Consider the following 18,380-nt stretch of genomic DNA (forward strand, 5'->3'; position numbering starts at 1 on the left):
CTGCGGGCACTGAGAGCCATGCCCCGTGACCGTGTGCTCGCCCTGATCCAGGCCGGAGGGGCCGGCGGCCGGATGGACGTGCTGACCCGGGAGCGGGCCAAGCCGGCCCTGCCGCTCGCCGGCGTCTTCCAGCTGGTCGACGTCCCGCTCTCCAACCTCGCCCACAGCGGCGTCACCGACGTCTGGCTCTCCCTGCAGTTCCAGGGCTCGACGCTCGAGGAGCAGGTCGCCAACGGCCGGCCCTGGGACCTCGACCGCAACCACGGCGGGCTGCGGCTGCTGATGCCGCAGCAGGGCTCGGGGAGCCTCGACGAGGACGGGTTCGCGCAGGGCAACGCCGACGAGCTGTACCGGATCCGCGACCAGATCGCGGCCGCGGCGCCCGACGTCCTGCTCGTGATGAGCGCCGACCACGTCTACCGCCTCGACTACAACGACGTAGTGGCCACACACCTCGCCGCCGGCGCCGAGTGCACGGTCGTGACCACCCGGGCGCCGGAGGGCGACGATCCCGCCGACCACGCCGTCGTCCAGGTGGACGACGACGGCCGGGTGACCGGCTTCGCCTACAAGCCCGACGACCCGGACGGCGACCTGGTCGCCGCCGAGGTGATGGCCTACGACCCGCGGGTGCTGGTCGAGGTGCTCGACGCGCTGCACGTCGAGCTGTCGGCGGACAGCCCCGCGGGCGACACCGGGCTCGGCGACTTCGGCGACCACCTGCTGCCGCGGCTGCTCGAGCGCGGCCGCGTGGTCGCGCACCGGTACGACGGCTACTGGCGCGACGTCGGCCAGCCGCACCTCTACCTGCGGGCACACCGTGAGCTGCTGCTCGACGACCACGGCGTGCTGGGCGTGCCGGGCTGGCCGATCCTGACCCGGCAGCCCCAGCGCAGCCCGGCCCGGGTCCTCGGCGGCGCGGTCGTCGACGACGCGATGGTCTGCCCCGGCGCCACCGTCGGCGGGACGGTACGACGCAGCGTGCTCGGCCCCGGCGTGGTCGTGGAGGAGGGGGCGACCGTGCTGGACTCCGTGGTCGCCGCCGACACGGTCGTGGGGGCGGGCGCGACGGTGGCGTGGGCGATCGTCGACACCGGCTGCGTGATCGAGGTGGACGCGGTCGTCGGCGACCCCGCCGTACCCGCGCTGGACGACCCGGACGCGGTGACGATCCTGGGACGCGACTCGACGGTCGGCGCCGGCGTACGCCTGGCGGCCGGGAGTCGGCTCGAGCCGGGCAGCACCGTGTGAGTGGGGTCACGTCGGGTTAACGGGGCGAAGACCCGACTCGGAGGTGTCCCTGTGGTCCCGTCCTTCCTCGCCCGTGAGCGGACCGTCGCCGGTCCCGGCTACAGCCGGTGGCTGATCCCGCCCGCCGCGCTCGCCGTCCACCTGTGCATCGGCCAGGTGTACGCCACCAGCGTCTACAAGACCGCCCTGGTGAAGCACTTCGACAGCACCCTGACCGCGGTCGGCGTCGTCTTCTCGATCGCCGTCGTGATGCTCGGTCTCTCGGCGGCGGTCGCCGGCACCTGGGTGGACCGCAACGGGCCGCGCGCGGCGATGTTCGTCTCCGCGTGCTTCTGGGTGACCGGCTTCCTGGTCGCGGCCCTCGGCATCGCCTCCGAGCAGCTCTGGCTGGTCTACCTCGGGTACGGCGTGATCGGCGGCATCGGACTCGGCATCGGCTACATCTCGCCGGTCTCGACGCTGATCAAGTGGTTCCCCGACCGGCCCGGCCTCGCGACCGGCATGGCGATCATGGGCTTCGGCGGCGGTGCCCTGATCGCCAGTCCGCTGAGCGGCCGGCTGCTCTCGCTCTACGACGACGCCTACGACTCGACCGACCCGACCTCGGTCGCCGACGGCCACGCGGTGATGCTGCTCTTCCTGACCCTGGGCGCGGTCTACCTGGTCTTCATGATGTTCGGCGCGTTCACCGTGCGGGTGCCGGCCGACGACTGGAAGCCGGACGGCTGGGAGCCCTCGCAGGTCGCACAGAAGGACCTGGTGACCACGGCCAGCGTGACCGCGAACAACGCGATCCGCACGCCCCAGTTCTGGCTGCTGTGGGTCGTGCTGTTCTGCAACGTCACCGCCGGCATCGGCATCCTGGAGCAGGCCGCCCCGATGATCCAGGACTTCTTCCGCGAGGACGGGACGTCGAGCGTGAGCGCCGCCGCCGCCGGCGGCTTCGTGGGGCTGCTGTCGATCGCCAACATGGCCGGCCGGTTCGTGTGGTCCTCGACCTCCGACGTGGTCGGCCGCAAGCCGATCTACGTCCTCTACCTCGGCGCCGGGCTGGTCGCCTACGTCCTGCTGGCGACCCTCGGGGCGAGCTCGACGGTGCTGTTCGTGCTGTTCGCGGCGATCATCCTGTCCTTCTACGGCGGCGGGTTCGCCACCGTCCCGGCGTACCTCCGGGACCTGTTCGGCACCCTCCAGGTGGGCGCCATCCACGGTCGGCTGCTGACCGCCTGGTCGGCGGCGGGGGTGGCCGGACCGCTCATCGTCAACCAGATCCTCGACACCCAGGGCACGCCCGGGGAGCTCACCGCCGACGCCTACCGGCCGGCCCTGTTCGTCATGGTCGGGCTGCTCGCGGTGGGCTCGGTCGCCAACCTGCTGGTCCGACCGGTGAGCGAGCGGTTCCACGAACCGTCGGCCGATCGGGACCTCGAGAGGAGCACGTCATGACCGCCCGCATCGTCGTCGCCTGGGCCCTGGTGGGGGTCCCGCTCGTGTACGGCGTGGTCGAGACCCTGCGGAAGGCCGCCACGCTGTTCACCGGCTGATCACGGCTCTCAGGAGCGCGACGGTTAGCATTTGCCCGTGTCCAGCCGGTGGCAGCGCCTCCTCGCCGAAGCGGGCCGGTTCCTCGCCGTCGGCGGACTGGCCACGCTGGTGGCGCTGTTCCTGTTCAACGTGCTGGTCCACGGGCTCTTCCCGGGCGTCCCCGCGCTGCTGGGCGACCAGCCCATCCCGGCGTACGTCCTGGCCAACAGCGTGGGCATGGTCGTCAGCTACCACGGCAGCCGCACCTACGCGTTCCGCGACCGGCCGTCGACGCACGCCGACGGCGGCCTGACCGCCTTCGTGCTCATCAACGTGGTCACGATGCTGCTCCCGATCGCCTGCCTGACGATCAGCCGCGACGTGCTCGGTCTCGACGACCCGGTCTCCGACAACATCGCGGCCAACGTGATCGGCCTGGTGCTCGGTCTGGCCGCGCGGTTCTACCTCTTCCGGACCTTCGTCTTCCGCCGGCCGATCAACCTCAACGACCTCTACCTGCCGGACGCGCTGCCGGACGGCCACGAGCCGCCGGTCGACGGCGAGGGTCGGGTGCTGCCCGGCGGGCCGGTCAGCGAGCCGACGACCACAGACTCGTCCAGGGGTGTCCCAGCTCCGCCGTCAGCTCCCTGAGCAGCGGCAGGCTGACCCCGACCACGTTGTGGTGGTCGCCCTCGATCCCCGTGACGAACGCCCCGGCGAGGCCGTCGATCGTGAACGCCCCGGCCACCCACAACGGCTCGCCGGTGGCGACGTACGCCTCGATCTCGGCGTCGGTGACGTCGGCGAAGTGGACGGTGGTCGACGCGGTCGCCGCGGCGGTCCGGCCGGTCGCGGTGTCGGTCAGGCAGTGACCGGTGCGCAGCACCCCGCTGCGCCCCCGCATCGCCCGCCACCGCCGGGTCGCCTCGGCGGCGTCCGCCGGCTTCCCCAGCGCCTCGCCGTCCAGCTCCAGCACCGAGTCGCAGCCCAGCACCAGCGCCCCGGCCGGGACGTCGTCGCGCCCCACGACCGCCCCGCACTTGAGCCGGGCCAGCCCGAGCGCGAGCTCGCCCGGCGCCAGTCCCACCAGCTGCGACTCGTCCACCCCGGAGACGATCACCACCGGCTCGACCCCGGCCGAGCGGAGCGTGGCGAGACGGGCGGGGGAGGCCGAGGCCAGCACGAGCGTGGTCACGGGCCGAGGGTACGGCGGGTGCTGGCCCCTCACGTCAGGAACTCGAGGGCGTCGCCGAAGGCGCAGGCCGCGAGGGCGGCGATCTGCGGGTCCTCGTCGACGTGCTCGGGGGCGCGCATCGCGATCATGACGTTGATGAGCATGCCGTGGGCGACGAAGTCGCGGACGTCGTCGTCGCTCCAGCCGGTCCGACGGACCGTCTCGAAGATCCGGGCCATGCAGGCGCGGGCGGAGCGGGCGATCTCCTCGTGCCCGCCACTGGAGAAGCCGTGCATCATCACCTGGAGCAGGTCCCGGTCGGCGAGCAGGGCGGTGTAGGCGAGGCCGAGCCGCTCGCGGGCGTCCTCGGCGGTCGGGTCGAAGGTGGGGTCGTCGACGACCTCGGCGAAGGCGTCGCGGATGCGGAGCGTCGAGCGCTCGAAGACCTCCAGGAACAGCTCCAGCTTGGTGCCGAAGATGCGGACGACGTACGGCTGCGAGACGCCCGCCTCGCGGGCCACCTTGTCGGTGCTGGTGCCGGCGTACCCGCCCTGCGCGAACGCCCGGGTGGCCGCCTGCAGGACGAGCTCGCGGCGGTCGTCGGCGCTCATCCGGGTGTTCATGGTTGACAGATTATCACTCGATTACTTAGCGTCGCGTCGTATGTAATCATTCAATGCCTTCCAAGGGTGAGGAGCCCACCGATGACCACCACCGTCACCGCCCCCGACCGTGGGGCCGACCGGCCGGTCGCCCCCGCCCGCCGCCGGGTCCCCGTCTGGGTCGCCGTCGTCGCGGCCTCGCTGCCGATGTTCATGGCCACCCTCGACAACCTGGTGATGACGACCGCGCTGCCCGTCGTCCGCGCCGACCTGGACGCGAGCGTGAGCCAGCTGTCGTGGTTCCTGAACGCCTACACGCTCACCTTCGCGACGTTCATGCTCCCGGCCGCGACCCTCGGCGACCGGCTCGGCCGGCGCCGGGTGATGCTCGCCGGCATCGCCGTCTTCACGCTCGCCTCGGTGGCCAGCGCGCTCAGCACCAGCAGCGAGGCGCTGATCGCCGCCCGCGCGGTCCAGGGCCTCGGCGCCGCGGCGATCATGCCGCTGTCGCTGACCCTGCTCGCCTCGGCGGTGCCGCCCGCGATGCGCGCCGTCGCGATCGGCATCTGGGGCGGCGTGTCCGGCCTCGGTGTCGCGCTCGGCCCGGTCGTCGGGGGAGCGGTGGTCGAGGGCGTCAGCTGGCAGGCCATCTTCTGGCTGAACGTGCCGGTCGCGGTGGTCGCCGTGCCCCTGCTGCTGATGGCGGTCCCGGAGTCGCGCGGCGCCTGGCAGCGCCTCGACCCGGTCGGCACGCTGCTGCTCGGCGGCGCGGTCCTGCTCGGCATCTGGGGGATCGTCCACGGCAACGAGGACGGCTGGTCCGACCCGGCCGTGCTCGGCCCGCTGGTCGTCGCGGCGCTGCTCGTCCCGTCGTACCTCGTCTGGGCCCGCGGGCGTGCGCACGCCGTGCTGCCGCTGCGGCTGTTCGAGAGCCGTGGGTTCTCGGTGGCCAACGCCATCGGCCTGACCTTCACGATCGGCATGTTCGGCGCGGTCTTCCTGCTCTCCCAGTACCTCCAGGTCGTCGAGGGCTACAGCCCGCTCGAGGCCGGCCTGCGGACCCTGCCGTGGACCGCGGCGCCGATGGTCGTCGCCCCCATCGCCGGCGCGATCTCGGCCCGGACCGGCCTACGCTCGCTGCTCGTGACCGGCCTGGCGCTGCAGACGGCCTCGCTGGTCTGGTTCGCCTGGCTGACCGAGAACGGCCAGCCGTACGCCGACTTCGTCGTCCCGCTCGCCATGGCCGGGATCGGCATGGGCCTGACCTTCGCGCCGAGCGCCACCGCGGTCCTCGAGGGCCTGCCCGACGGCGACTTCGCGATCGCCAGCTCGGCCAACTCCACGATCCGCGAGTTCGGCGTCGCGCTCGGCGTCGCGCTGCTCACCGCGGTCTTCCTCGGGTACGGCGGCGAGATCTCCCCGACGGGGTACGACGGCGCCGTCGGTCCGGCCCTGCTCACCGGTGCGGGAGCGGTCGCGGTCGCGCTGGTGGCCGCCCTGTTCGCCCCCGGGCGGACGCGGGCCTGACGGGCGGTCTGGTCCACCCCGGCATGATGGAGGGGTGGACCGGACCGACCGCCGACCCTCCCGACTGCCCCGACTCCTCGCCGGGGCAGTGGTGCTCGTGCTCGTCGCCGGGGTCGCCCTGGTGACCGCCGCCCGCTCCCAGCACTGGGGACCCTTCGCATCGGACCCGCAGCTCGACAACCCGTTCCTGGACCGGCCGCAGTACGTCGAGGCCGGCAGCAGCACCGACGAGGCCGCCCGCCAGGCGGCCGCCGACGGCGACGGGAACGCCGCCATCTACGAACGGCTCGCGAAGGTCCCGCAGGGCATCTGGCTGACCCCGGAAGACTTCCCGCGCGGCCAGGTCGGCGACCACGTGGCCGAGATCGTGAAGAAGGCCGACGACGAGGGCGACCTGCCGGTCTTCGTCGTCTACGGCATCCCCGACCGCGACTGCACCGGTGGCTTCTCGGCCGGTGGCCTGAGCAACGAGGACTACGGCCCGTGGGTCGACGAGATCGCGAGGGCCGCGGGTGGGGGAGACGCGGCGGTCGTCGTCCTGGAGCCCGACGCGCTCGCCTCGGCGATCGACTGCGACAACCGGTCCGAGCGGGTCGACCTGATCGCGGCGGCGGTCGACAGCCTCCGCGAGGCCGGCGTCACGACGTACGTCGACGGCGGCCACTCCTCGTGGATCCGCGCCGGGGACCTGGCGCCGCTGCTGAAGGAGGTCGGCGTCGACACCGTCCGCGGGTTCGCGACCAACGTCTCCAACTTCCAGACCGACGCCGACGAGCGCGCGTTCGCCGACGAGCTCGTCGAGCTGCTGGGCGGTGACGTCCACTACGTCATCGACCGGGGCCGCAACGGCAACGGAGCCTCCGACGAGTGGTGCAACCCGTCCGGCCGGGCCTTCGGCGACCAGCCCGGGTACGTCGACGACAGCACCCGGCTGGACGCCTACCTGTGGGTGAAGCCGCCCGGCGAGAGCGACGGCGAGTGCAACGGCGGTCCGGCCGCCGGTGGGTTCTGGGCGCAGCGGGTGCAGGAGCTGGCGGCCGCATCGGGCTGGTGAGGCTGACCACACGGGCGCACGACGTGACCCGCGTTGTTAGGCTCCAGCCATGGAAGCGGGCAACGAGTGGACCGCGGTAATCATCGAGGACGATCCGGACGTCCGTGACCTGATCGACATCGTGCTCACGCAGTCCGGGTTCAAGACGGTCGTTGCCGAGAACGGGCACCTGGGCGTGGAGGCGGTGCGGGCGAACAACCCGCTCATCACCACCCTCGACGTCAACATGCCCGGCATGGACGGCTTCGCGGTCGCCAAGCGGCTGCGCGAGTTCAGCAACACCTACCTCATCATGATCACCGCGCTCGGCGACGAGATCGACGTCGTCCAGGGCTTCGAGGCGGGGGCCGACGACTACCTCGTCAAGCCGTTCCGCCCGCGCGAGCTCCGGGCCCGCGCCGACTCCATGCTGCGCCGGCCGCGCTCGCGCGAGGACGTCCCGCACGGCGCCAACGACGCGCCCGCCCCGCCGCCCCCGCCGCCGGCCCCCACCCCCGAGCCGGAGCCCGAGGAGGAGTCCTGGGCCGCCGCGGCCGCCCGCGAGCTCTCCTCCGGGTCCGCCGGGACCTACTCCGGCGCCGGCAAGCGTCGGGCCGCGGAGCCCGAGGCCCCGGCCGCCGCGCCGGCCGCCCCCGCTGCGCCGCCCCCGGCCTACCAGCCGCCCGCGCCCCAGCAGCCGGCGTACGAGGCGCCGCCCGCCACCCAGCCCCCGGCCCCGCACCCGCCGGCCCAGCAGCCCCCGCAGCAGCCGGTCTATGAACCGCCGCCCCCGGCGTACCAGCCGCCGCCGCAGCAGCCCGTCTACGAGCCGCCGCCGGCCCAGCCCGCCTACCAGCCGCCGCCGACGCAGCCCGCCTACCAGCCGCCGCCGACCCAGCCGGTCCAGCCGGCCGCGCCGGCCTACCAGGCCCCGGCGCCCGCCCAGCCGGCCGTATCCGGGGGAGGGTGGCTGCGCTTCAACGGCCTCGCGGTCAACCCGGAGACCCGGATCGCGACCGTCAACGGCGCCGCCGTCGACCTGTCCCGCCCCGAGTTCGACCTGCTCGCCTCGCTGATGGAGACCGGTCGCCGCGTGCGCAGCAAGGCCGACCTGGTGCTGACCATGCGCGGCCAGCAGTACGTCACGTCGTACTTCGTCAACGAGGCCGACAAGCGCTCGGTCGAGGTCCACGTCGCCAACATCCGCCGCAAGCTCGGCGACGACGGCGCCACCGCCCGCTTCGTCGAGACCGTCAAGGGCGTCGGCTTCCGGATGGCCGAGACGCACTGATCGCGCGGGTCCGCCCGGGGTCCGCCCGGCTGTAACGCGATGTTCGCCGCACTCCGTACGCGCTGCAGCGCGTACCTAGTGCGGCGAACATCGCGTTACAGCAGCGGCGCGGGCCACCAGGTCTCCACAACCCGCCGCTAGGCATCGCTCGTCCACAGGGCGCGGCCGACCGCTCCACCGGCGGCCGGCGCCGTCCGAGGGTGGCGGCATGCACCCGCGCATCGCGGCCGCCTTCCGGGCGGCTCCCCACCTCGTCACGCGCTCGCTCGCGCTGGCGTGCCTGATGACGCCTCGGCAGGTAGACGACCTGGTCCGTCGGGGCCAGTGGGTCGCGGTGCGCCGGGGCGTGTACGCCGAGCGGACTCACGTGCAGTCGCTGGCGCATCGCGCCGACCGGCAGCGCCTGTACGACGACGCCGCCGCGCTGGCCACCTCCCTCGTGCACGTGCGCAGCCACGAGAGCGCGGCCGTGGTGTGGGGGATGGCCGTGCTGCTCGACAGTGCGCCGACCACCCACTTCACGGTGCCGCTCCCGTCCAGCGGCACCCGCATGCCCCAGCGCAGCCGTCACCGAGCGGGCGCCAAGCACCACCTCGCGCCGTACGACGACCGCGACCAGCCGGCGACGGTGGACGGCGTTCGCGTCCTGGGACGCGCCCGGACCGCGGCCGACATCGCCCGTGAGCACGGACTCGTCCCGGGCGTCGTGGCGGCCGATGCGGCCCCGCGAGACGGAGTGACTCCGGCCGAGCTGGCCGCCGCACCCGAACGGATGGTGTGCTGGCCGCACGTGAGCACGGTCCGTCAGGCCGTCGATCTTGCGGATCCGGGGTCCGAGTCGTCAGGTGAGACGTTGTCGAGGCTGATGGCCGAGCAGCTCGGGCGCGGCCGACCGCAGACCCAGTTCGGGCTCTCGCGGGACGGTCGGACAGCGTTCGTCGACCTCCGGCTGGGACGGCACCTCATCGAGTTCGACGGGAGGCTGAAGTACTACCGCGGCCTGTCCGACGGCCTCCTCCCGGAGGACGTCGTGTGGGAGGAGAAGAAGCGGCAGGACTGGCTCGGCGGCTTCGGGACCGGGATGAGCAGGCTGACCTGGTCGGACGTGTGGCCGTTCGGACAGCCGGACGTCCTCGCCCGGCTGCAGCGGGAGGCCGACGAGACCGACCGGCGCTTCGGCACCGACATCAGCGACCTGGCGCCGTACGTCGTCCAGCGACGCCGCCGTCCCGCGGCCTGAGGCCGCCCGGGGCCAGCGCACGACGCCCGCTCGGATCAGCCCGCGTTGACCGGGATGTCCGCCACCGCGGTCTCCTTGTCGGAGGCGAAGATGGCGATCGGCACCTTCTGCTCGATGGTGGTCTTGGTGAACTCCTTCGAGCCGGCGCTCGTCTCGTAGAAGACCGTGGCGCGGAAGGTGAGCTCGACGCCGCGGGTGTCGAGCGACATCTCGCGGATCTTCTGGTTGCGCAGCTCGAAGGCGCCCTTGGGCGAGGTGATGAGCATGCCGTACTTGGTCGAGACGGGCTCGGGGTCGAAGGTGATCTTCTTGGCCGCCGACTTCAGCTCGTAGGGACGCTCGGTGCCCTCGGAGCCGTCCTTGAGGATGGTCCGCGAGGTCACCCGGACCTGGTCGAGGTAGACCTTCCGCTTGGTCTTGAACGGGTCGCGGAGCTCGCGGTCGAGGTCGTAGGCGCTGAAGGTGAACGAGAAGAACTTGTTGCCGCGCGGGTACCACTCGTTCGTGCGGGGCGTGGCCTTCGTCGGGTAGATGTTGAAGACGAAGTCGATGCCGTTGACGTCCACGTGCGACTGGTAGGTGCCGTCGCGGGTGAACTGGGAGTCGAAGATCGCCTCGGTCGCCGAGGCGGACGGCGTCTCGGCGGGCACGGGGTCGTCGCCGCCGCCGGTGAGGTCGCTGATGGCCGAGCAGCTCGTGAGCAGGACCGAGAGGGCGACGGCAGCGACGGCGACCAGCGTACGGCGGGCGCGGTGCATGGGGGGTCTCCTGTGCGAGTGGGGGGTGAGGGGGCGGGCGGGGAGGGTCAGGCCTTGTAGCCGCGGTAGCGCTTGCTGGCCTTGATGATCATCCAGGCAGTCTGCAGCACGGTGATGACGCCGAGGACTGGCCAGCAGGCGGCCAGGACGTCGGACTTGGCGCCGATGGGCAGCTGGAACCAGATGACCATGAACACCAGGAAGAAGAACGTCGCGATGATGAAGGGGTACATCCACGCGATGCCCTTGCCGCGCTCGGCCTTGGCCTGGGCGGCCCAGTTGTCGGTCTGCTGGTTGCTGAAGAACTTGGTCCAGGCACGGGCGAAGTGGCCCATCCGGATCACCATGTAGAGCTCCGCCGGGAAGACCAGCAGCACGAACAGGTAGTCGCGCCGGTTGGCGAACTCCATCGAGTGCGCGACCCGGAAGTTCAGCCACACCGCGCACAGCGGCGGCAGCACCCACCACGGCGAGAACACGAACGCGCTGATCGACAGCGAGCAGGCGAGCAGCACCACGAACGCGAAGCGGGTGATGATGTTCTGCACCATCGACATGTGCTCGAACCAGCGCAGCCGCAGGTTGGGGTGGAACGGCTGGCCCTTGGTGTCACCGCGCTGGCCGGGCCACATCAGGTCGATCGCGCCGAAGTTCCACTTGACCTGCTGGGCGTCCAGCGAGCGCATGGTGTCCATGCCGCCGACGTGGGCGCGGGCCCGGGCGGAGATCTTGGTGAGGTAGCCGGCACTCTTGATCTGCAGCGAGAGCAGGGAGTCCTCGACCTCGGAGTCGCTGACCCACGGGGTGCGCTGGTGGCTGTCGCGCATGACGTCGCGCAGCGCCTGGGTGGAGAAGATGGAGAACTGCCCGCCGAGGACCGCCATGTTGCGGCCCTTCAGGAGGTTCTGCATGTTGAACGCGGAGAACTGGGCGCGCTGGCCGGCGATGAGGAACTTGGGGACGATCCCGTCCACCGCGCTGTCGTCGATCGAGTAGACCGCCGAGATGCCGCCGATCCGGTCGTCGCTGGCGATCTCGTCGACCAGGTGCTGGATCGCGTCCGGCTCCGGCGTGGTGTCGCCGTCGACGCCGAGCAGGAAGTCCATGTGCTCGACCAGCGAGTAGCCGTAGTTGAGCGCGCCGACCTTCTTGTCGGGGTTCTTGCCGATGTCGTGGACGTAGATGACGGTGCTCTGCTCGCCCGTCGGGGTCATCCGGGTGTGCGGGCCGGCGTAGTGGCTCGCGATCTCGACCGAGTCGTCGCTGGTGTTGTTGATGACCAGGTGCACGACGTCCGGGAGCCGGGTCTGCTGCAGCAGCGAGTCGAGCACGCCGGCGATCGTCTCGGCCTCGTTGTACGCCGGGATGATGCAGCCGACCGTGGGCCGCAGCGTCGGGAGCTCGTCGACGGCGTCGAGGAACTCGTCGGCGTACGCCGCCAGGTTCGGGTCCTGGGTGCGGACGTAGGGCTGCTCGACATCCGAGGGGGCGGAGGCCTGGTACCCGTCGGGCCCGCCGTGCTGAGCGTTCATGGGTCAATCCTGACGGCTGACCATCAAGAAGTGACAGGCGTTGTCTGAAGTTCTCCTCAAGACGCCCTTGAGGATGAGTCCGGCGGTCAGCCCGGGAGCCCGCTGGAGCGCCAGCCGCCCCGCCCGTGCGGGAGGGTACGACGCACCTGCCGCTCCGGGCTCGCCCAGGCGCGGACCGGACGGCGCGGCGCCGGCGCCGCGCCCCCGAGCGACGAGAGGACCGCGACGATCGCGGCCACCTCCTCGGGGGTGGCGTCGGCGTTGACGACCCGGAGCAGCGGGGCCTTCTCGTCCTGGCCCATCAGAGCGGGATGTTCCCGTGCTTCTTCGCGGGCAGGGTCTCGCGCTTGGTCTTCAGCAGCCGCAGCGCGCGGACGACCTCGACCCGGGTCTCGTGGGGGGTGATCACCGCGTCGACGTAGCCGCGCTCGGCCGCGATGTAGGGGTTGGCCAGCGTGGTCTCGTACTCGTCGATCAGCTCGGCCCGCTTCGCCTCGACGTCGCCGCCCTCGTCGGCGACCGCCTTCAGGGTCTTGCGGTGCACGATGTTGGCCGCGCCCTGGGCGCCCATGACCGCGATCTGCGCGGTCGGCCAGGCCAGGTTGATGTCGGCGCCGAGGTGCTTGGAGCCCATCACGTCGTACGCGCCGCCGTAGGCCTTGCGGGTGATGATCGTGACCAGCGGGACGGTGGCCTCGGCGTACGCGTAGATCAGCTTGGCGCCGCGGCGGATGATGCCGTTCCACTCCTGGTCGGTGCCGGGCAGGAAGCCGGGGACGTCGACGAAGGTCAGCACCGGGATGTTGAAGGCGTCGCAGAAGCGGACGAACCGGGCGGCCTTCTCGGAGGCGTCGATGTCGAGGGTGCCGGCGAACTGCATCGGCTGGTTGGCCACCACGCCGACCGGGTGGCCCTCGACCCGGCCGAAGCCGACCACGAGGTTGGGCGCGAACAGCTCCTGGACCTCCAGGAAGTCCTCGTCGTCGACGACCACGGTGATGACGTCGCGGATGTCGTAGGGCTGGTTCGGGCTGTCCGGGATGATGGTGTCGAGGGTCCGGTCCAGGTCCGAGAAGTCGGTGTCCGCGACCTCGTCGTACGACGGCAGCTCGTCGAGGTTGTTCTGCGGCAGGTAGGACAGCAGCGCCTTGACGTACTCGAGCGCGTCGGCCTCGTCGGAGGCCATGTAGTGGGCGTTGCCGGACTTGGTGTTGTGGGTCCGCGCGCCGCCGAGGTCCTCCATCGAGACGTCCTCGCCGGTGACGGTCTTGATGACGTCGGGGCCGGTGATGAACATCGCCGAGGTCTGGTCGACCATGATCGTGAAGTCGGTGACCGCGGGGGAGTAGACGTGCCCGCCGGCGCAGTTGCCCATGATCAGGCTGATCTGCGGGATGACGCCCGAGGCGTGCACGTTGCGGCGGAAGATCTCGCCGTACAGGCCGAGCGAGACGACGCCCTCCTGGATGCGGGCGCCGGCGCCCTCGTTGATGCCGATGATCGGGCAGCCGGTCTTGATGGCCAGGTCCATGACCTTGGTGATCTTCTCGCCGTAGACCTCACCCAGCGAGCCGCCGAAGACGGTGAAGTCCTGGGAGAAGACGCACACCTGGCGGCCGTCGATCGTGCCGTAGCCGGTGATCACGCCGTCGCCGTACGGGCGGTTCTTCTCGAGGCCGAACGCCACCGACCGGTGCCGGGCCAGCTCGTCGAGCTCGACGAAGGAGCCCTCGTCGAAGAGCATCTCGATCCGCTCGCGGGCGGTCTGGCGGCCCTTGGCGTGCTGCTTCTCGACCGCGGCCGCGGAGCCGGCGTGCACCGCCTCGTCGAGACGGCGGTCGAGGTCGGCCAGCTTGCCGGCCGTCGTGTGGAGGTCGAGGTCCTTCGGGACGTCGGTGCCTTCGCCTGGCTGTGCGCTCACTGGTGGTGTCTCCTCGCTGGCGTCCGTGCAGGGCCGTGGGTCAATGTAGTGCCCGTGAGCCCTGACCCGACGTGGCACATGTCACGCGACCGACCGTCCCTCGACCGCGCGCTGCTCGGCGCCCTCGCCCCCGACCGGGTGCCGGGGGTCAGCGTGGAGGTCGTCGACGAGCTGACGTCGACCAACGCCGAGGTGGTCGCCCGGGCCCGGGCCGGGGCGCCGGAGGGCCTGGTCGTCGTGGCCGAGCACCAGACCGCGGCCCGCGGCCGCCTCGACCGGGTGTGGGAGACGCCGCCGCGCTCCGCCCTGCTCTTCTCGGTGCTGCTGCGCCCGACCGCGCCCACCCGGTCGTGGCCCTGGCTGCCGCTCCTGACCGGGTACGCCGTCGACAAGGCCCTCAAGGCCCGCGGGTACGACGCCGGCGTGAAGTGGCCCAACGACGTGCTGATCGGCGAGAAGAAGGTCGCCGGCATCCTCGTCGAGCGGGTCGAGACCCCGGACGGGCCGGCGGCCGTGGTCGGGGTGGGGCTCAACGTGCTCCTCGACGCCGACGAGCTGCCGGTGCCGACCGCCACGTCCCTGGTCCTGGAGGGGGAGGAGACCCCCGACCGCAGCGACCTGCTGGTCGACCTGCTCAGCACGTTCCGCGAGGCGTACGACGCCTGGCAGGCCGGCGGCGACCTCGGGGGGATGCGGCTGCTGGAGTCCTACTCCGCGGCCTGCGTGACGCTCGGGCGCGACGTGCGGGTGGAGCTGCCGGGCGGCGAAGCCCTGGTCGGCCGGGCCGCCTCGATCGATCCCGGCGGCCGGCTGGTCGTGGACGGGCCCGACGGGGAGACGCCCGTCGGTGCGGGCGACGTCGTCCACGTACGACCTGTCGCTTGAGCGTCGTGTCATCCGGTCATTGGTGACATGATCCGTCCGTGCCCATCTCACCGAAGCTGCTCAACGAGGGCGAGAGCGTCGTCGTCAGCACGCGCACGCACCCCAAGGCCCTGCTGCTGCCGATCCTCGCGCTCGTGCTCTTCCTGGCACTCGGGGTCGCGATCATGGTGCTCATCGACCAGGAGGTCGTGACCCTCATCGGATGGATCGTCGCCGGGCTCGGCATCCTGCGCTACACGGTGTGGCCGTTCCTGGACTGGCTGACGTCGTACTACACGTTCACCGACCGGCGGCTGATCACCCGCACCGGCGTCCTCACCCGGCGCGGCCACGACATCCCGCTCTCGCGGGTCAGCGACATCGAGATCGAGCTGCACGTCATCGACCGCCTGCTCGGCTGCGGCACCCTGGTCATCAGCGACGCGAGCACCCACGGCCGGGTGGTCCTCCCGGACATCCCGCACGCCGAGGAGACCAAGCGGAAGGTGCACCTGCTGCTCCACGGCCAGGCCACGGAGGCCTCCTCGCGCGATGAAGGAATCTGACTCCGGCCCCGACGGTGTCGAGGGCCTCGAGCGCGCGATCCTGGGCGAGGAGCCCGTCTTCAACGCCGCCGAGGTGGCCGCCGAGACCGGCATCACCGTCGACCAGGCCCGCCGCCTGTGGCGGGCGCTGGGCTTCCCGGAGCACGGTGCGGCGACGGCCTTCAACAAGGCCGACACCGACGCCGTCCGCATCGTCAGCGGCCTGGTCGAGAGCGGCCTGATCGACTTCGACCTCGCGGTGACCCTGACCCGCGCGGTCGGCCAGACGATGGCCCGGCTCGCGGACTGGGAGACCACCGCGCTGCTGCACCGCGTCGAGGAGATGTCGACCGAGGACGACGACGGCGGCCACAGCGGCCGGGTCACCTCGGCGATGCGGATGCTCGAGGAGTTCTCGGCGCCGTTCGAGAAGCTGCTGGTCTACGTGTGGCGCCGGCACCTCGCCGCCTCCGTCGCCCGGATCGAGGCGCTCGGCGCCAACGAGGAGGACCTGCACACCACCCAGCTCAGCGTCGGGTTCGCCGACATCGTCAGCTTCACCGCGCTGTCGAACCAGATCGGCGAGGACCGGATCGGCGACCTCGTCGAGCTCTTCGAGTCGCGGTGCTCCGACGTCGTCGCCGCCCAGCGCGGCCGGGTGATCAAGAGCATCGGCGACTCGGTGCTCTTCGTGAACGACGACCCGATCCGGGCCTACGACACCGCTGAGGGGATCATCAACGTCATCGGCCGCGACCCGCGGATGCCCGACGTCCGGCTGGGGCTGGCGACCGGCTCGGTGGTGATGCGTCTCGGCGACGTCTTCGGCCCCCCGGTCAACATGGCCGCCCGGCTCACCGCCGTCGCCCGCCGCAACCGGATCATCATCGACGCGCGGACCGCTGAGCTGCTGCCGGACGAGGAGTTCGAGACCCGTCGGCTGCCGGCCCGCCCGGTCCGCGGGTTCGGCCTGGTGGAGCCGCTCGCCGTACGGCGTCACTGAGAGGCCTCCTTCCTCGTCCCACCGGTGGGAGAAGTGGCACGAAGAGGACAGTGTCATTTTGTCCCATCCGCTCTCACAGGCCCTCTGATGCTCCTACCTTGGTGCCGTGCTGGAGGTGCAGGACATCAGGATCGACCCCGCGACCCGTCGGGCCTGGAAGGGCGCCGACGAGGTCGCGCTGTCGCGCAAGGAGTTCGACCTGCTGCACGCCCTCGTCGCCCGGGCCGGAGAGATCGTCACCCGCGACGAGCTGATGCGCGACGTGTGGCACACGACGTTCTGGACCTCCTCGAAGACCATCGACGTCCACCTGGGGTGGGTGCGCCGCAAGCTCGGCGACGACAGCCGGCACCCGCACCTGATCACCACCATCCGCGGCAAGGGCCTGCGGTTCGAGACGGAAGCCCCCGCCACTAGAGTCTGAGGGTGCCCGACCACGCTCCCACCCTCGCCGTCATCGGCGGCGGCCAGCTGGCCCGGATGATGGCGCAGCCGGCGATCGCGCTGGGTCTGCCGCTCCGCCTCCTCGCCGAGGCCGAGGGCGTCTCCGCCGCCCAGGTCATCCCCGACCAGCAGGTCGGCGACTACCGCGACCTGGCCACCCTGCGCGCGGTCACCGCCGGCTGCGCCGTGGTCACCTTCGACCACGAGCACGTCCCGACCGACCACCTGCACGCCCTCGAGGCCGACGGGATCGCCGTCCGCCCCGGGCCCGACGCGCTGGTCCACGCCCAGGACAAGGGCGTGATGCGCGAGCGGCTGGCCGAGCTGGGCGTGCCCTGCCCACGCAACGCGATCGTCGCGTCGGTGGCCGACGTCGAGGCGTTCGGCCTGCCGTGCGTCGTCAAGACCACCCGCGGGGGGTACGACGGCAAGGGCGTCTGGGTCGTCCGGTCCGCCGACGAGGCCGCCGAGCCGCTCCGGATCGCCGCGGAGGCCGGCGTACGCCTGCTGGCCGAGGAGCTGGTCGACTTCCGCCGCGAGCTCTCCGCGCTGGTCGCGCGATCGCCCAGCGGGCAGGCGGCGGCGTACCCGGTCGTGCAGAGCACGCAGCGCGACGGCATCTGCCACGAGGTCGTCGCCCCCGCGCCCGACCTCGACCCGGAGCTGGCCGGGCAGGCCCAGGAGATCGCGCTGCGGGTCGCCGGCGCCCTCGACGTCACCGGCATCCTCGCGGTCGAGCTGTTCGAGACCGCCGACGGGCGGATCCTCGTCAACGAGCTCGCGATGCGCCCCCACAACACCGGCCACTGGAGCCAGGACGGCGCGGTCACCTCGCAGTTCGAGAACCACCTCCGCGCCGTGCTCGACCTGCCGCTCGGCTCGCCGGCGCCGCGGGCGCGGTGGACGGTGATGGTGAACATCCTGGGCGGCGACCACCCCGAGGTCGGCCGTCTGTACGACGGGTTCCCGCACGCGATGGCCCGGGATCCGCACCTGCGGGTGCACCTCTACGGCAAGGACCTGCGGCCGGGCCGCAAGGTCGGCCACGTGAACGCCTACGGCGACGACCTCGACGACTGCCTGGAGCGGGCGCGGCACGCCGCCGCCTGGTTCCGCGGCGACCTCGGCAACGAAAGCGAATGAGATGACCACTGCTGCACCCCGGGTCGGCATCGTGATGGGCTCCGACTCCGACTGGCCGGTGATGAAGCTGGCCGCGGAGGCGCTGGGCGAGTTCGATGTCGCCCACGAGGCCGACGTCGTCTCCGCGCACCGGATGCCGGAGGAGATGCTGGCCTACGGCAAGGAGGCCGCCGGTCGCGGGCTGTCGGTGATCATCGCCGGCGCCGGGGGAGCGGCCCACCTGCCCGGGATGCTCGCCGCCGTCACGCCGCTGCCGGTGATCGGGGTGCCGGTGCCGTTGAAGTACCTCGACGGGATGGACTCGCTGCTCTCCATCGTGCAGATGCCCGCCGGCGTCCCGGTCGCGACCGTCGCCGTCGGCGGCGCCCGCAACGCCGGCCTGCTGGCCGTGCGGATCCTGGCCGCCACCGACCCGGCGCTGCAGCAGCGGATGGTCGACTTCCAGGCGTCGTTGAAGCAGCAGGCGCAGGAGAAGGGCGCGGCCGTGCGGAACGACGTCGCGCCGCGTCGCCTGGGCTTCTGACGCCG

The 18,380-nt window shown here is 71.9% G+C and carries 20 protein-coding genes; 14 read left to right on the forward strand and 6 right to left on the reverse strand.

Annotated elements, in window-relative coordinates:
* The first annotated feature begins 18 nt into the window (after window positions 1-18).
* Genes V7S47_RS02810 through V7S47_RS02820 form a run of 4 tightly spaced genes read left to right on the forward strand, consistent with a single transcriptional unit; the run spans window position 19 to window position 3,426 of the window.
* Complete coding sequence (locus tag V7S47_RS02810) at window positions 19-1,251, forward strand: glucose-1-phosphate adenylyltransferase family protein (protein ID WP_336560153.1); 1,233 nt, start codon at window positions 19-21, stop codon at window positions 1,249-1,251.
* Window positions 1,252-1,302: 51 nt separating this feature from the next.
* Entirely contained in the window at window positions 1,303-2,697 is a 1,395-nt protein-coding gene (locus V7S47_RS02815; protein WP_336560154.1) for an OFA family MFS transporter, read from the forward strand.
* Window positions 2,694-2,795 carry an MFS transporter small subunit gene (locus tag V7S47_RS25675; protein ID WP_425287096.1) on the forward strand — a complete coding sequence of 34 codons (102 nt, stop codon included), beginning with the start codon at window positions 2,694-2,696 and terminating at the stop codon, window positions 2,793-2,795. Before V7S47_RS02815 ends, V7S47_RS25675 begins: the two co-directional genes overlap by 4 nt.
* A 37-nt stretch (window positions 2,796-2,832) precedes the next feature.
* Window positions 2,833-3,426: a GtrA family protein gene (locus V7S47_RS02820; protein ID WP_336560155.1), complete on the forward strand. Its 594-nt coding sequence runs from the start codon at window positions 2,833-2,835 to the stop codon at window positions 3,424-3,426.
* Here V7S47_RS02820 and V7S47_RS02825 read toward each other — a convergent pair.
* Window positions 3,365-3,970, reverse strand: coding sequence for a Maf family protein (locus V7S47_RS02825; protein ID WP_336560156.1), 606 nt, complete (start codon window positions 3,968-3,970; stop codon window positions 3,365-3,367). The genes V7S47_RS02820 and V7S47_RS02825 overlap by 62 nt on opposite strands.
* Window positions 3,971-3,999: 29 nt before the next feature.
* Window positions 4,000-4,572, reverse strand: a complete 573-nt coding sequence (locus V7S47_RS02830) for a TetR/AcrR family transcriptional regulator (RefSeq protein WP_336560157.1) — start codon at window positions 4,570-4,572, stop codon at window positions 4,000-4,002.
* A gap of 81 nt (window positions 4,573-4,653) precedes the next feature.
* Between V7S47_RS02830 and V7S47_RS02835 the strand changes: the two genes are divergently transcribed.
* The 4 genes from V7S47_RS02835 to V7S47_RS02850 all read left to right on the forward strand — a co-directional run bounded on the left by V7S47_RS02835 (window position 4,654) and on the right by V7S47_RS02850 (window position 9,642).
* On the forward strand, window positions 4,654-6,078 hold the full coding sequence (locus V7S47_RS02835; RefSeq protein WP_336560158.1) for an MFS transporter: 1,425 nt from the start codon (window positions 4,654-4,656) through the stop codon (window positions 6,076-6,078).
* A gap of 34 nt (window positions 6,079-6,112) precedes the next feature.
* The gene (locus tag V7S47_RS02840; RefSeq protein ID WP_336560159.1) at window positions 6,113-7,132 is read left to right on the forward strand and encodes a glycoside hydrolase family 6 protein; all 1,020 of its coding nucleotides are present in this window, start codon (window positions 6,113-6,115) and stop codon (window positions 7,130-7,132) included.
* A 49-nt stretch (window positions 7,133-7,181) separates the two neighbouring features.
* The gene (locus V7S47_RS02845) at window positions 7,182-8,402 is read left to right on the forward strand and encodes a winged helix-turn-helix transcriptional regulator (protein ID WP_336560160.1); all 1,221 of its coding nucleotides are present in this window, start codon (window positions 7,182-7,184) and stop codon (window positions 8,400-8,402) included.
* A 208-nt stretch (window positions 8,403-8,610) separates the two neighbouring features.
* Window positions 8,611-9,642 carry a hypothetical protein gene (locus tag V7S47_RS02850; protein ID WP_336560161.1) on the forward strand — a complete coding sequence of 344 codons (1,032 nt, stop codon included), beginning with the start codon at window positions 8,611-8,613 and terminating at the stop codon, window positions 9,640-9,642.
* A 35-nt stretch (window positions 9,643-9,677) separates the two neighbouring features.
* Here the strand turns inward: V7S47_RS02850 and V7S47_RS02855 are convergent, their stop codons facing one another.
* The 4 genes from V7S47_RS02855 to V7S47_RS02870 form a co-directional block, all read right to left on the reverse strand.
* The gene (locus tag V7S47_RS02855; protein WP_336560162.1) at window positions 9,678-10,400 is read right to left on the reverse strand and encodes a hypothetical protein; all 723 of its coding nucleotides are present in this window, start codon (window positions 10,398-10,400) and stop codon (window positions 9,678-9,680) included.
* Between the two features lie 47 nt (window positions 10,401-10,447).
* Window positions 10,448-11,932, reverse strand: coding sequence for a glycosyltransferase family 2 protein (locus V7S47_RS02860; protein WP_336560163.1), 1,485 nt, complete (start codon window positions 11,930-11,932; stop codon window positions 10,448-10,450).
* Between the two features lie 86 nt (window positions 11,933-12,018).
* Window positions 12,019-12,234, reverse strand: coding sequence for an acyl-CoA carboxylase subunit epsilon (locus V7S47_RS02865; protein WP_090850217.1), 216 nt, complete (start codon window positions 12,232-12,234; stop codon window positions 12,019-12,021).
* Window positions 12,234-13,853, reverse strand: a complete 1,620-nt coding sequence (locus V7S47_RS02870; protein WP_090850219.1) for an acyl-CoA carboxylase subunit beta — start codon at window positions 13,851-13,853, stop codon at window positions 12,234-12,236. Before V7S47_RS02870 ends, V7S47_RS02865 begins: the two co-directional genes overlap by 1 nt.
* A gap of 78 nt (window positions 13,854-13,931) precedes the next feature.
* Here V7S47_RS02870 and V7S47_RS02875 point away from each other — a divergent pair, with 78 nt between their 5' ends.
* From V7S47_RS02875 to purE, 6 genes are all read left to right on the forward strand, one after another.
* Window positions 13,932-14,738 (forward strand): biotin--[acetyl-CoA-carboxylase] ligase, encoded by an 807-nt coding sequence (locus tag V7S47_RS02875; RefSeq protein WP_336560164.1) that lies wholly within the window; start codon window positions 13,932-13,934, stop codon window positions 14,736-14,738.
* Between the two features lie 38 nt (window positions 14,739-14,776).
* Window positions 14,777-15,283, forward strand: coding sequence for a PH domain-containing protein (locus V7S47_RS02880; RefSeq protein ID WP_336560165.1), 507 nt, complete (start codon window positions 14,777-14,779; stop codon window positions 15,281-15,283).
* Window positions 15,270-16,265 carry an adenylate/guanylate cyclase domain-containing protein gene (locus V7S47_RS02885; RefSeq protein WP_336560166.1) on the forward strand — a complete coding sequence of 332 codons (996 nt, stop codon included), beginning with the start codon at window positions 15,270-15,272 and terminating at the stop codon, window positions 16,263-16,265. The genes V7S47_RS02880 and V7S47_RS02885 overlap by 14 nt, the downstream gene beginning before the upstream one ends.
* A gap of 106 nt (window positions 16,266-16,371) precedes the next feature.
* On the forward strand, window positions 16,372-16,689 hold the full coding sequence (locus V7S47_RS02890; RefSeq protein ID WP_090850227.1) for a winged helix-turn-helix domain-containing protein: 318 nt from the start codon (window positions 16,372-16,374) through the stop codon (window positions 16,687-16,689).
* Between the two features lie 2 nt (window positions 16,690-16,691).
* On the forward strand, window positions 16,692-17,852 hold the full coding sequence (locus tag V7S47_RS02895) for a 5-(carboxyamino)imidazole ribonucleotide synthase (protein ID WP_336560167.1): 1,161 nt from the start codon (window positions 16,692-16,694) through the stop codon (window positions 17,850-17,852).
* A 1-nt stretch (window position 17,853) separates the two neighbouring features.
* Complete coding sequence (purE, locus tag V7S47_RS02900; protein ID WP_336560168.1) at window positions 17,854-18,375, forward strand: 5-(carboxyamino)imidazole ribonucleotide mutase; 522 nt, start codon at window positions 17,854-17,856, stop codon at window positions 18,373-18,375.
* Window positions 18,376-18,380: the final 5 nt, after the last annotated feature.

This window comes from Nocardioides sp. CCNWLW216 (assembly GCF_037120545.1).
GTDB lineage: Bacteria > Actinomycetota > Actinomycetes > Propionibacteriales > Nocardioidaceae > Nocardioides > Nocardioides lianchengensis.